Annotated in this window: 14 protein-coding genes; 1 reads left to right on the top strand and 13 read right to left on the bottom strand. The window is 65.0% G+C overall.

All coding sequences use genetic code 11. From position 1 onward, the window contains the following. From trbG to AFK63_RS06585, 13 genes are all read right to left on the bottom strand, one after another. Positions 1-993 (bottom strand): P-type conjugative transfer protein TrbG, encoded by a 993-nt coding sequence (gene trbG, locus AFK63_RS06645; protein WP_038858346.1) that lies wholly within the window; start codon positions 991-993, stop codon positions 1-3. Further along, the gene (trbF, locus tag AFK63_RS06640; RefSeq protein WP_007704357.1) at positions 990-1,694 is read right to left on the bottom strand and encodes a conjugal transfer protein TrbF; all 705 of its coding nucleotides are present in this window, start codon (positions 1,692-1,694) and stop codon (positions 990-992) included. Before trbF ends, trbG begins: the two co-directional genes overlap by 4 nt. Before the next feature lie 18 nt (positions 1,695-1,712). Then, a complete protein-coding gene (trbL, locus tag AFK63_RS06635) occupies positions 1,713-3,080 on the bottom strand; it encodes a P-type conjugative transfer protein TrbL (RefSeq protein ID WP_053531560.1) in 1,368 nt (455 codons plus the stop codon). Then, positions 3,077-3,403: a hypothetical protein gene (locus tag AFK63_RS06630; protein WP_038858343.1), complete on the bottom strand. Its 327-nt coding sequence runs from the start codon at positions 3,401-3,403 to the stop codon at positions 3,077-3,079. The genes trbL and AFK63_RS06630 overlap by 4 nt, the downstream gene beginning before the upstream one ends. A 12-nt stretch (positions 3,404-3,415) precedes the next feature. Then, a complete protein-coding gene (gene trbJ / locus AFK63_RS06625; protein WP_007704359.1) occupies positions 3,416-4,159 on the bottom strand; it encodes a P-type conjugative transfer protein TrbJ in 744 nt (247 codons plus the stop codon). Further along, the gene (trbE, locus tag AFK63_RS06620; protein ID WP_038862369.1) at positions 4,156-6,606 is read right to left on the bottom strand and encodes a conjugal transfer protein TrbE; all 2,451 of its coding nucleotides are present in this window, start codon (positions 6,604-6,606) and stop codon (positions 4,156-4,158) included. Before trbE ends, trbJ begins: the two co-directional genes overlap by 4 nt. Positions 6,607-6,618: 12 nt before the next feature. Next, positions 6,619-6,888: a VirB3 family type IV secretion system protein gene (locus tag AFK63_RS06615; protein ID WP_006378802.1), complete on the bottom strand. Its 270-nt coding sequence runs from the start codon at positions 6,886-6,888 to the stop codon at positions 6,619-6,621. After that, on the bottom strand, positions 6,885-7,271 hold the full coding sequence (locus AFK63_RS06610; RefSeq protein WP_007704369.1) for a TrbC/VirB2 family protein: 387 nt from the start codon (positions 7,269-7,271) through the stop codon (positions 6,885-6,887). Before AFK63_RS06610 ends, AFK63_RS06615 begins: the two co-directional genes overlap by 4 nt. Beyond that, complete coding sequence (gene trbB / locus AFK63_RS06605) at positions 7,258-8,337, bottom strand: P-type conjugative transfer ATPase TrbB (protein ID WP_032805118.1); 1,080 nt, start codon at positions 8,335-8,337, stop codon at positions 7,258-7,260. The genes AFK63_RS06610 and trbB overlap by 14 nt, the downstream gene beginning before the upstream one ends. Next, entirely contained in the window at positions 8,334-8,810 is a 477-nt protein-coding gene (locus tag AFK63_RS06600) for a ribbon-helix-helix protein, CopG family (protein ID WP_007704373.1), read from the bottom strand. The genes trbB and AFK63_RS06600 overlap by 4 nt, the downstream gene beginning before the upstream one ends. Beyond that, positions 8,807-10,804 (bottom strand): conjugal transfer protein TraG, encoded by a 1,998-nt coding sequence (locus AFK63_RS06595; protein WP_038858338.1) that lies wholly within the window; start codon positions 10,802-10,804, stop codon positions 8,807-8,809. Before AFK63_RS06595 ends, AFK63_RS06600 begins: the two co-directional genes overlap by 4 nt. Positions 10,805-11,037: 233 nt before the next feature. Next, entirely contained in the window at positions 11,038-11,301 is a 264-nt protein-coding gene (locus tag AFK63_RS06590) for an EexN family lipoprotein (protein WP_038862368.1), read from the bottom strand. Further along, a complete protein-coding gene (locus AFK63_RS06585; protein ID WP_007704377.1) occupies positions 11,298-12,242 on the bottom strand; it encodes a LysR family transcriptional regulator in 945 nt (314 codons plus the stop codon). Before AFK63_RS06585 ends, AFK63_RS06590 begins: the two co-directional genes overlap by 4 nt. Before the next feature lie 136 nt (positions 12,243-12,378). Here AFK63_RS06585 and AFK63_RS06580 point away from each other — a divergent pair, with 136 nt between their 5' ends. Then, positions 12,379-13,053, top strand: a complete 675-nt coding sequence (locus AFK63_RS06580; protein WP_032805120.1) for a TetR/AcrR family transcriptional regulator — start codon at positions 12,379-12,381, stop codon at positions 13,051-13,053. The last annotated feature ends 46 nt before the right edge of the window (positions 13,054-13,099 follow it).

Raw genomic sequence — 13,099 nt, 5'->3', positions numbered from 1 at the left:
TCAGTTCCTCCGCGCAACGCCATCGGTGCGCTCGATCCGCACCAAGTCGCCGCCGTCGCCGCCCAGCCGCAGTTCGGCCGCGCCGAACAGGCGATCCACGACGTAGTACGGCGCGCGGAAACGGTAGTTCACCAATTGCCCGTCGCCCTGCGCGCCGATGACAAACAGCGGCGGCAACTCGCCCTGAGCAATGCCGGCCGGAAACTGGATATAGACCTTCTCTCCATCATCGAAGGCGCGTAGCGGCTTCCACGGCGGGTTGCTGCCCGATACCGCGTAGCGGAAGCGGATCTTGTCCAGCGACAGGCCCGTATCGACAGGCGTTGTCGCCTGCGCAGCCTGCGCCTGGCGCTGCAACGCGAGCATCCGGTCTTTCGGGTAGTCCCAGGATACCGACGCCATCCATGCCTTCTCGGTCGAGGTCAGCTCCAGCAGGTAGGTGCGCCGACTGGTGGTGATGACGAGATTGGTTTTCAGACCGGAACGGATGGGCTTGACCAGCACATTGACGCGCAGATCGGCCCCGCCGCCGCTGGACGTGTCGCCCACGATCCAGCGCACGGTATCGCCGGCGGCGACCGTCACCAGTTCCTCGCCCGGTTGAAGCGAAACCACCGTCACGCGCCCCGGCGACGCATAGACCTGATAAAGCGCGCCATCGGTGAACGGCCACACCTGAATCGCGTTGACGTAGCCCTCACGGGTAGGCGCGATACGCGCTTCTGCATTGGCACGGGAAACGCGCACCTTTTCGTCGGCCGGCTCCGGCGCAGCGGGGGCTTCATCGACTTCCGGCAGCGGCTTCAACTGCGCTGGCAGCGCCAGCGGTTCAGGGACGGCGACGACTTCGACGGGCTTGGGCGGTTCGGGCAACGGCTGGGCCAGCACCGGCTCGTCGAGCGAGATGGACGGCGGCGGCTTGCCCTGCGAGGCGCAGCCCGCGAGGGCCAGCAGCGTCAAAGGAAAAACGTAAAGGCGGAAACGAAGTTTCATGGTTTGGCTCCTTCGGAAGAATCCAGTTCGCGGCTCCATGACAGTCCGTTGACGTAGATACCCAATGGGTTCTTGCGCAGGCGCTGTTCGGTACGCGGGGTTTGCAGGACGGTCGAAAGCACGGCGTTCCAGCGTTCGGTGCCGGCGGGCGCACCGTTGACGTAGCGCTGCTCTGTCCAGCGCACGTTGAAAGACGTGTCGCTGGCGCGAACCACGCTGGTGATCTGCACCGTCACCGATTCCTTGCCGATGCGGGCGAATGGGTCATTGGTGCGGGCGTAGTCGTTGAGCACCGCCGCGCCCTTGTCGGTGGTGTAGTCGTAGGCATCGAGCCAGTTCTGCCGCACCACGATGGGATCGATGGACAGCGAGCGAACCAGCGTCACGAAGCGCGCCAGGTGGTGCGCGATCTGCGCGTCGCCGGGCCGGTACGGCGTGGCGGCCTCACCTACGGCGCGCACCTGCCCGGCCTGATCGACCTCGATGACATAGGGCGTCACGATGGACTGCGCCGAGCGCCACACCAGGCCGCCGGCCATCAGCAGCGCGAGCACTAGGCAGCCGAAGGCCATCAGTCGCCAGTTCTTGGCCTGCATGCGAGCCGAGCCGATACGGTCGTCCCATACCTGGGCGGCGGCTTGATACGGGGTGGCAGGCTGCGGCGTATCGGCGTAGCGCACCTGCGGGCGTTTGAATCGCATGGGTGTTCTCCTTGAAGGTTAGGTATCGGAATCCCGCAGGCTCGGGCCTTGCCCGGAGCCGCCGCCGTCGCCGCCGCGCAGCGTGTGGGCAGCAGTGGTCGCGGCATGGGTGGCCTGCTGGCGCCGGTGCATCCGCTTGGCCCAGGCCGGTTGCTCTTGCTTCTGCGAGCCTGCGGCGCCGTCTGCGGTCTGGCCGGGGCCAGCACCGTCGCTGCCGGCTTCTGTGCCGTTCCAGCCAGCGCGGAAGAAATCGGCCATCTTCTGCCCCGCAGCGGAAGCTCCAGAGGCGACGCGGCGGCCTGCGGCTTGTGCGCCGGTCTTGGCGACATTGCCGAGGCCAGCCGCCGCGCCCTTGGCACCGCCGCCGGCCGCAGTGGAACCGGCCTGGAACGCCGATCGGGCACTGCCGGCCGCCGAAGTCGCGGCACGCGCCCCGGCACCGGCCAGCTTTGCGGCCGCCGGGGCCATTCGTGCACCGGCCATGACGGCGCCGCCCACGCCCGTTGCGGCGGCGCCGATGGCAACGCCGGTGCCGACAGCGCCGACCGCAGCACCAGCCATCGCGCCCGCACCAAGCTGCGGCGCACCGGACACCAGGCCGGTGGCGATACCGGGTCCGAAAATGCCCAGCGCAAGCAGCGCGAGCGAGGCCAGCATCACGACCAGCGCGTGGTCGATGGATGGCTCGTCGGGATGCACCTGGAACTCGGCGAACAGGCCGGAACCGATGCCGACGATGACGGCCAGCACCAAGACCTTGATGCCTGACGACACCACGTTGCCCAGCACCTTTTCCGCGAGGAACGAGGTCTTGTTCCAGAGTGCAAACGGGATCAAGACGAAGCCGGCGAGCGTGGTCAGCTTGAACTCGATCAGCGTGATGAAAAGCTGTACCGCCAGCACGAAGAAGCAGAGGATCACCACCAGCCAGGCGATGAACAGCACCACGATGGGGTCGATGTTCACGAACACCTCGGGGAACCCAGCCATGTCCCCGATCTGTTCCAGAATCGGCGCGGCAGCGTCGATGCCGGTCTTCGCCAGCCGGCCAGGCTGAAGGAAGTTCTCCATCGTGATGGCCGAGCCGGTCGCGGTGATCCCCAAGCCGGCGAACGAGCGGAACACGATGCTCGCCAGCCAGTTGAAGTTGCCGATGATGTAGGCGAACGCGCCGACATAGAGCACCTTGCGCAGCAGCTTGGCGATCACGTCATCGCCCTGGCCGGTGGCGTGGCTCATGGCCCAATAAAGACCAGCGATCGTCATGTCGATGACGATGAGTGTGGCGGTGAGAAACGCCACTTCGCCCTGCAACAAACCGAAGCCCGAGTCGATGTAGCGCGAGAACGTATCGAGGAAACGGTCGATGATGGTCACGTCGTTCATGGCGAATCCTCGGACGGAGTGAGCAGAACGGCGCCCTCTGGCAATTCATCTGCGGGCGTATCGAAGCTCGGCGGAATCGGCGGAAGTTCAGCCAGCGAGTTGTATTCGTCCGGCCCGGTATGGCCGGCGAAAAAGCGCCGCCGGAAGGCTTCGGCGGCGGCGCGGCAGGCATCCTCGCCCACGGCCTGCCGGTCGGCCGCGCATTGCCCGCGCAATGCCTTGAGCCGCACCGGATCTGCGGCCAGGGCGTCGGCCAGGTTCTCGGCCGGCTGCTGGCCGCACGCGGTCAGCAGCACGGCCAGCAGGACGGAAGCGCTTCGCATGGCCGCCTCCGGTCAGTTGTTGTAGAAGTTGACGGACTGCGGCGTGTACGGCGTGCCGGTGCCGAGGAAGCGCCGCCGCACTTCGCGGGCGCGCTCCATAGCCGCCGCTTGCCGCGCCAGTTCCAGCGAAGCGGCCCGGTCTTGCGTGATCTGGAGCTGCTGCCCCTGGATCGACTGCTTGGCCTGCAAAGCCAGGAGCTGGTTCGTCGCCTGCATCGCTTGCAGCGCGCCGGTCGCCGATTGGCTCTGGTTCACGAGGTCGGCCAGCGCGCTTTCGTCTTGGGCGAGGTTCTGCGACACCTGCGCCTGCATCCGCATCGCGGTGTGCAGGCCGTTCAAGGTGTTCTGCCAGCGTTCGCGGGCGTCCTGCGCCATGCGGTCGCCGCTGATGGTGGCGGCGTACTGTTCCGGGTACAGGCGGGCGAACGTGGCATCCATGCTCTGCACGTCGTAGGCCAAGCCGCGCGCCTCGGCGATCAGGCGCTCGGTGGTGGCGAGCGTCGAGCGCAGGCGGTTGACGATGTTGAAGTCGAGGTTTGCCAGATTCCTGGCCTGGTTCATCAACATCTGCGCCTCGTTCTGGAGCTGGTTGATCTGGTTGTTGATCTGTTCCAGCGTGCGCACGGCGGTCAGCGTGTTCTGCACGAAGTTGGACGGGTCGAACACCGTCAGCGCGGATGCGGGCTGCATGGCCAGCAGAAATACCGACAACACAGCAGCGAGTGAGACAGAGAGCAAACGGGGCTTGGTCTTCATAGTGAAACCTCCAGCGGTTGAGAAGCGAGAAAGGAAGCTGCCGCCGGAGCGGACGGCAGCAGGTCGGCGGCCCAGCCGAGGCCGCGATGGCGCAGCCACGCGCCGGCGAAGCCGGGAGCGCCGGCCTGCGTCAGCACGCGGTCAATATCGCGTTGGTCTTGAGGGGTGGATGCGCCCGCGAATGCGAGCGCGACAGGCCCCAGGTCGAGGTCGAATAGGCGGTTGCCGAGGCGCGACTGGTAGTAGTAGTCGCGCTTGGGCTGCGCGGTGGCGACGATCTCGATCTGCCGGCTGTTGAGCCCGAAGCCCTCGTAGATCGTGCGAATCTGCGGCTCGGTCGCCTGCGGATTAGGTAAGAAAATCCGACTGGCGCAACTCTCGATGATCGCGGGCGCGATGGTCGAATCCTTGATGTCGGCCAGCGACTGCGTGGCGAAGATGACGCTGACGTTTTTTTTCCTGAGCGTCTTGAGCCATTGCCGGATGCGGGCCGCGAAAGATGGCTCATCAAGGAATAGCCACGCTTCATCGAGGATCAGCAGCGTCGGCGCACCGTCGAAACGCTCGTCGAAGCGGGCGAACAGGTAGCGCAGCACCGCTTGCACGGCGGCGGGGCTGTGCATCAGTTCTTCCATCTCGAAGCCCTGCACGTCGGCCATGCCCAGCCGGTCGTGGTCAGCGTCCAGCAGCTTGCCGTGTGCGCCGCCCAGCACATAGGGCGCGAGCGCTTGGCGCAGCGCGTTGGACTGCAATAACACCGACAAGCCGGTCATGGTGCGCTGCTCCACCGGCGCACCGGCAAGGCTTCTCAGCGCCGACCAGATGGCAGCCTTCTCGTCCGGGCCGACCGTCACGCCTTCGTGCAGCAGCCGGCCCTCCACCCATTCCGCGGCCCAGGTGCGGTAGCCCTCGTGGGCAATTCGCGCGAGTGGCTGGAAGGCGATGCCGCCATCGGCACCGAGGTCGTAGTGCTCACCGCCAAGGCCGAGGATGGTGGCGCGCATCGAGCGCCCCATGTCGAAGGCGAAGATCCGCGAGCCGAAGTAGCGCCGGAACTGCATGGCCAGGATGGCGAGCAGCACCGACTTGCCCATGCCAGTCGGCCCGGCGACAAGGGTGTGGCCCACGTCGCCGATGTGCGTTACCAGCCGGAACGGCGTCGCACCATCGGTGCGTGTCACGATCAGCGGCGGGCCGTCGAGGTGGTCGTTCTTCTTCGGCCCGGCCCATACCGCTGACATCGGCATCATGTGCGCCAGGTTCAGCGTCGAAACGATGGGCTGACGCACGTTCGCGTATGCGTTGCCGGGGACGGACGACAGCCAGGCATCGACCGCGTTGAGGGTTTCGGGGATCGTCACGAAGCCCCGGCCTTGGATAACGCGCTCCACCATGCGCAGCTTCTCGTCGGCCACGGCCGGGTCGGCGTCGAGCACCGTCACCGTGGCGGTGAGGTAGCCGAAGGCGACTTGATCGCTGCCCAGTTCCTGCAAGGCGGCATCGGCGTCGGCGGCCTTGTTGCTGGCATCGGTATCGACCAGCGGGCTTTCCTGCTGAAAGATCGTTTCGCGCAGCAGCGCGATGACGTTCTTGCGCTTGGCGAACCATTGGCGCCGCAAGCGCCCCAACTCCCGTTCCGCCTCGGCTTTGTCGAGACACAGGAAGCGCGTATTCCAGCGATACGCAAAGCCCAGGCGGTTGAGGTCGTCCAAAATCCCCGGCCAGGTCGAGGTCGGGAAGCCTCGTACCGACACCACGCGCAGGTGCTGATCGCCCAGCATGGGCGCCAGGCCGCCGACCAGCGCGGCATCGGCCAGCAGCGCGTCGATATGGAACGGCACGTCGGGCACGCCGACGCGATAGCGGCGCGTGGAGACTGTGGCATGCAGGTAGGTCAGCGTCTGGCTGTCGTCCAGCCAGGCAATCTCCGGCATCACACCATCGAGCAGGTCGAACACGCGATCGGTCTCTGCCACGAAGGAATCGAGCCGACCGCGCCAGTCCACGCCCTCGGTGGGCCGGTTCTCGTACAGCATCCCAGCCGCACGGGCGCGAGACTCTTGCGGCGGTAGGTGTTGCAACGTGAAGTGATAGACGCTCTCGAAATGGCCATCCGACTCCTCGAACGCCGCGCGTCGCTCCTCATCCACCAGCCAGGACAGTGGTTCGGGAAAGGAGGACTGCGGATAGCTCGATGCCCGCATTCGCTCGGCCTCGATATAGAAGGCCCAGCCAGACCCGGTACGGCGAAGCGCGTTGTTCTGCCGCGCCGACGTGGCAATCAGTTCGCCCTGTGTCGCACTGTCCAGGTCGGGACCGCGAAACTGGAACGTGCGTTGAAACGAACCATCTTTGTTCAGTACAACGCCCGGCGCGACCAGCCCGGCCCAGGGCAGCCAGTCGGCAAGCAAGGCCGGGCGCTGACGATATTCGGCAAGGTTCAGCATGGCGTCCTCCCCTCACACGTCCAGAAGCGGGCGATGTTTGATATGCCGCGCGAAGACCTGCATGAACTGCGGATCGACGCGAGCACCCCATACGGCCAGCGAGTGGCCGACGATCCAGAGCACCACGCCGGGAATCCACAGTTGCAGGCCCAGTCCGACGGCGGCGGCCAGCGTGCCGTTGGCAATTGCCACGGTGCGCGGCGCGCCGCCCAGCAGGATTGGCTCGGTCAGCGAGCGATGCAGCGGCACCTCGAAGCCCGGAAGGTCGCTGGCCGTACTCATACGACGGCCCCGCCGGAGAACGAGAAGAACGACAGGAAGAACGAGGAAGCGGCGAACGCGATGCTCAACCCGAACACGATCTGGATCAGCTTGCGAAAGCCGCCGCTGGTGTCGCCGAAGGCCAGCGCCAGGCCCGTGGCGATGATGATGATGACCGCGACGATGCGTGCCACCGGCCCCTGGATCGAATCCAGAATCGACTGCAAGGGCCCCTCCCACGGCATCGAGGAACCGGCGGCTTGCGCCGTGCCCGCCAGCAACAGCAGCAGCGCGGCCAGCAGCAGCCCTTGCCCCGCAGGGCGGGCGAGGCTGCGCAGTCGCGCTAGGCCGGACAGGTGAGGAAGCGGATTTACGGAAAAGCGGAAAGAATCAACGTGCGTCATGGCAGTTCTCCAAGTTGGTTGGGGGACGGGGATGTGCAGCGGCGTCGGCTGCGAGAGGAGCCGGCGTCAGCTTGGGAAACGGCGTTTCCAGCGCGTCCGCCAGGCGATAGCCGGTGCCGTCGAAGCCGACGACACGGGCGATGGTTTCGACGTGGCGCTTGCGGCCGCGTCCGGCGATGTGAATGACGACGTTGACCGCCTCGGCGATCAGCGCCCGCGGCGGATTCACAGCGACTTCGAGAATCAACTGTTCGAGGCGCAGCAAGGCGCCCAGCGCGGAGCCGGCGTGGATGGTTGCAATGCCGCCGGGGTGGCCGGTGCCCCACACTTTGATGAGGTCGAGGGCCTCGCCGCCGCGCACCTCGCCGACGATCACGCGGTCAGGCCGCAGGCGCATCGTGGCCCGCACCAGCTCGGTCATGGTGACGACGCCGGCGCGGGTGCGCAGCGGCACATGGTCGCGGGCCGCGCATTGCAGCTCGATGGTGTCTTCGAGCACCAGCACGCGGTCGCCTGTGGCGGCGATCTCGGCCAGCAGCGCGTTCGCCAGCGTGGTCTTGCCGGTGCTGGTGCCGCCGGCGATCAGGATGTTCTGCCGCTCGCGCACGGCGCGGCGCAGGAACTCGGCCTGCCCGGCGGTCAGGATGCCGTCGGCCACGTAGCGATCCAGACCGATGATGCTCACGGCCCGCTTGCGCAGCGCGAAGGCTGGCCCCGGGGCGGCCGGTGGCAGGATGCCCTCGAAACGCTCGCCGGTTTCCGGCAGCTCGGCGGTCAAGAGCGGCTGGCTGCGATGCACCTCCGCACCGACATGCGCGGCTACCAGGCGGATGATGCGTTCGCCATCTGCTTCGGGCAGTTCCACGCCCAGCGGCGAGCGACCCGACGACAACCGATCCACCCACAGGGTGCGATCCGGGTTGAGCATGATTTCCACCACGTCCGGGTCTTCGAGCGCAGCGGCGATCAGCGGCCCCATCGCCGTGCGCAGCATCTGGATGCGGCGATCCTGGGACGCCGCTGCGGATGACCGGGGTTCGGGCGGGATCTGCGGAACGGCACTCATGATGCACGCTCCGCAGTTCGTTCATGGGCGGACGCCATCGCTGCTGCGTCATCCATCCGCATCGGATCGGGGTGCAATTCCTCCACCACGTCGCGCACCAGACTGCGGCCACGCAGCAGGTGACGGCCCAACTGCTCGACGAACTGCTCGAAGCGCGCCTTGCCCTGGGCGCGGGCCGCGTCCTGGTGGGCTTCTGGCACTGGCGTGCTGACGGTCAGGAAATAGCGGATGAACAGCGCCAGCGTTTCGATCTGGATGTTCTGGTCGCGCTCCAGGCGTTCGGTCTGCCGCGACAGTCGATCCAGCCGCTTGGCAATAGCGGCCTCACGCTGGTCGCCAGCATCCGGTGACAGCCAGGACGCCAAGGCCGCTGCGACGATGGAGGACTTGGACACACCTTTCTTGGCGGCCAGTTCGTCCAGGCGCTTGGCGTGCTCGGGCTGGATGAAAAGGTTGAGGCGGTATTGGCTCATAGGTCGATTCCGTCGTTGGGGTCGAGGGAAGCCAGCCGGGCCGTGCGCTGCATGGACGGGTCGAGCTGGCCGGGAAGTGGCAGCACCAGGTCGTCGTCATCGAGCAGAGCCAGGTCGTTCGCATGTGCGTCAGGCTCGGGGTCGTAGGCGACGGTTTCGGAGAGTTCGGGCTGGCGGCGCGGGCCGCCGTCATCGGTGCCGCCCAGGCCATCGGCGGATGCCGAGGCCGGCGCCGCAGGTACGGCCGGGATCGCCAAGCCGCTCCAGTCGTCGGGGTGGGCTGGCGGCGCGTCGGCGTACCTCCCGACTGCGAGCGCGGGCGGTGGCAGGACGCGATTCTTGAAATTGGCGTCGGCGTAGTAGCGCAGCTTCTTCGCGCGGATCGGGGCGACGCTGGACACCATGACCACGGCGTCATCGGGCGGAAGCTGCATCACCTCGCCGGGCGTCAGCAGCGGACGCGCGGTTTCCTGACGCGACACCATCAGGTGCCCCAGCCATGGAGCGAGCCGGTGGCCGGCGTAGTTGCGCTGCGCGCGAAGCTCGGTGGCAGTGCCGAGGGTTTCGGAAATCCTTTTCGCCGTCCTTTCGTCGTTGGTGGCGAAAGTCACCCGGACATGGCAGTTGTCGAGGATGGAATGGTTCTGCCCATACGCCTTGTCGATCTGGTTCAGGCTCTGAGCGATGAGAAAGCTGCGGATGCCGTAGCCGGCCATGAAGGCAAGTGCGGACTCGAAGAAGTCCAGACGACCCAGCGCCGGAAATTCGTCCAGCATCAGCAGCAGCTTGTGGCGGCGCGCGATGCCGTCGCTGCCATCGAGCGATTCGGTCAGCCGCCGCCCGATCTGGTTCAAGATGAGCCGGATCAGCGGCTTGGTGCGGCTGATGTCGGAAGGCGGCACGACCAGATAGAGCGATACCGGATGCTCGGCGGAAATCAGGTCGGCGATGCGCCAGTCGCAGCGCGACGTGACTTCGGCCACGGTCGGGTCGCGGTACAGACCGAGAAACGACATGGCGGTGGAGAGCACGCCCGACCGCTCGTTGTCTGACTTGTTCAGCACTTCGCGCGCAGCGGATGCGACAACCGGGTGAGGCGCATCGCCCAGGTGCTTCGTCGTCATCATCCGGTGCAGCGTCAGCTCGAAGGGACAAGCAGGGTCGCTGAGGAAGTTGGCGACGCCGCGTAGCGTTTTGTCCTCGCCCGCGTAGAGCACATGCAGGATCGCGCCGACCAGCAGCGCATGACTGGTCTTTTCCCAATGGTTCCTGCGCTCAAGCGCACCATCGGGATCGACCAGAATGTCCGCCACGTTTTGCACGTCGCGGACTTCATGCGCGCCGCGCCGGACTTCGAGCAGCGGGTTGTAGGCTGCCGACTGCGCATCCGTGGGGTTGAACAGGAGGCAGTGGCTAAACCGCGAACGCCAGCCTGCGGTGAGCGTCCAGTTCTCGCCTTTGATGTCGTGAACGACGACGGATGCGGGCCAACTCAACAAGGTGGGAACGACCAGGCCCACACCCTTGCCCGAGCGTGTGGGGGCGAAGGTCAGGACGTGTTCCGGGCCTTCATGGCGAAGGTACTGGCCGCGATGCAGCCCGAGGAAAACCCCGTCGGGCTGGATCAGACCGGCTTTGCGTATGTCGTCCGCATCGGCCCAACGTGCCGAACCGTAGGTGGTGACAAGGCGCGCTTGCCGCGAGCGCCACACCGACATGGCGATGGCGACCCCCACGGCCACCAGACCGCTGCCACCCGCGATAGCCCCGCCGATATCGAAGACGTGCGGCGCGTAGGCGTCAAAGAAGAACCACCACTCGAACAGCCGCCAAGGGTGATAGACCGGAGTTCCAAAGAAGTCGAACCACGGCGAGCCAAGGCGTAGTTGATAGCCCAGGGCGGCGGCTGTCCATTGCGTTGCACTCCACACGCCGGCGATCACGATGCCGAATACGGCGGCGATCTGCCCGAACAGTACGCCCTGAGCTTGCATCGACTGGCCTCCGATTTCCCTGCGCTGATTCCTCGTTCAAAAGCGGCACAGGGACGTGCCGCATAGAGGGAGGATCGGTGCCGGGTAGGTGCCGGTCAAAGACCGTTATCGGAAGCAAGATGATGCAAAAAGCATCGTTCCAGGCTGGAGCGAAACCAATAGAAACGCCGCAGGCGCGAGCGCGCTGCGGCGTGTTTGGTTAAGAGGGAAAATAATTTGTGAAGGACTAGCGACTAGAACTTAGGTGGCGCCTCCGGCGGGGTATAGGGCGTGTTGCCGTCGCCATAGAACCGCTTGCGCGTGGCTTCTGCCACGCGGTTGCAGAGTACGTCGCCAAGCGTCGCACGGTCGGTCTTGCACTGCTGACGCAACTCCTTCAACCGTGCAGGATCGGCAGCCAGTTCCTCGACGGTCGGGATGTTGGCCTGCTTGGGCGTCTCAGATGGGCCGCAGGCCGTGAGCAAGCCGGCCAGCAGCAATAGCGTCATTCGCTTCATAGCTCGATTTCCTCCTGTGGGTCAGATTCGGCTGACGGCACGGGCCTTGCGCCTTCGGGCAAGTCGATTGCCTGTACCCGTTCGACGAATCGAGTCAGCACTTCAGACTCTTCCCCTTCGCGCCGCAGAAGGTAGGTGGTCAGCATAGGGGAGCGCCCGGCCAATGGCCGGGCCACCACGCCGCATTCCCGGCTCGCCACGATATGCGGCAAGCCGGCTAGACCCAAGGCGAAGCCAGCGGAAACCACCACCATCATCAGCTCGAACGAAGCGACACGTTCTGCGATCAGCGGCTCGCGGTCGGATCGACGCAGCATGCGTTCCACCTGGCGAGCATGGCCCTCGCACGCCTGCGGATCGCAGAGCACCAGCGGAAATTGCAGCAATTCATCCAATGGGATTCGCTTGTGCTTGAGCAGGTGATGCCGCGCGGGCACAGCCACCATGAGCGGATCGCTCCATACGGCCTCGGCGGTTATGCCGTCACCCACTTCATCGGATTGAGCAAACCCCAAGTCGTACAGATCGTCTTGCAGGCCCTTGAGTTGCTGTGACAGCGGCACTTGGAAAAGCCGAATATCCACCTCGGGTTCCTCCTGCCTGCACATCGCCAGCAAGCTCGGGAGACGCGAAGACGTGATGCCGTCGGAAACGGCGATTCTCAACTGGCCGTGGAAGCCGTTGGATGCTGCTTTCACACTGTCGCGCGCTTGCTGCAAGGCCGTGAACACGCGTGGCACATGCTCTAGAAACAGCTTGCCTGCCCGTGTCAGGCGCGTGCTTCGGCTGGAGCGGATGAACAACTGTTCCCCTAGTTCTTCCTCCAGCTCCTTGATCGTGCGCGACAGGGGCGATTGCTCGATGTGCAGCTTTTCCGCTGCACGAGCGAAGTGGAGTTCTTCCGCAACGGCGACAAAGCAACGCAGGTGCCGTAGTTCCATTTTGTAGTCCTTACTTTGGTTAGCGCACAGCCGGAGGTGGCATATGTTTCCTATCGGCTGGCGCCTGTGCAGTTGTCACGCCCGAAAGTGTACTGTATAGTACGTTACATAAACGATGAAGCCAAGGACAATCGAAGTGGTAAAGGATCAGCGCACATCACCGACGAAGCATCGAACCGCAAAGGGCGCACAGCGCCTTCAGGATCTAATCTCCGTTGCGGCTGAGCTATTCCTCGAACGCGGTTTCGACAGCGTCGCCGTGGATGACTTGATCGCCCGCGTGGGAGGTTCACGCAGCAACATCTATAGCCACTTCGGCGGCAAGGAAGGACTGTTCAAGGAGGCCATGATCAGTCTGTGCGCAGACGTGGCGAAGCCGCTGGAGCAGTTGCGAATCGGGAATGGCGGGCCAGAAGAAGTGCTTCCATTGCTCGGCAAGCGGCTACTACAGTCCGCACTGTCCCCACGCACGCTTGCCCTGCACCGTCTCTTAGTCAATGAAGGCAGGCGCTTTCCCGATGTTGCACAGGCAATGTGGGAAGTGAGTTACGGCAAGGCCATCGAGATCCTCTCCGACTGGATCGAGACGCAACAGCAATCGGGAAAAGACCTGTCTGGCGCGGTTCCAGCCAAAGTGCTTGCCGAACATTTCATTGGCCTGGTAGCCGGCCATGCCAAGCTGCTGGCAGCTTCAGGACTCCGTTCGTCACCTTTGTCCAACAGCGAGATCGACCGAATTGTGGGCCACGCCGTCCAGACCTTTCTTCATGGCTCATTGAGCCGTGGAGTGGAGCGTAGAGAGAAGAAATAACAACTGAATTTTTCTAGTCCGGGGTTAGCACTCACTCCATGAATCG

Source organism: Cronobacter muytjensii ATCC 51329 (assembly GCF_001277195.1).
GTDB classification, from domain to species: Bacteria; Pseudomonadota; Gammaproteobacteria; order Enterobacterales; family Enterobacteriaceae; genus Cronobacter; species Cronobacter muytjensii.
Note: the sequence above shows the minus strand (reverse complement) of the source record. Positions and strands in the feature narration are given on the sequence as shown.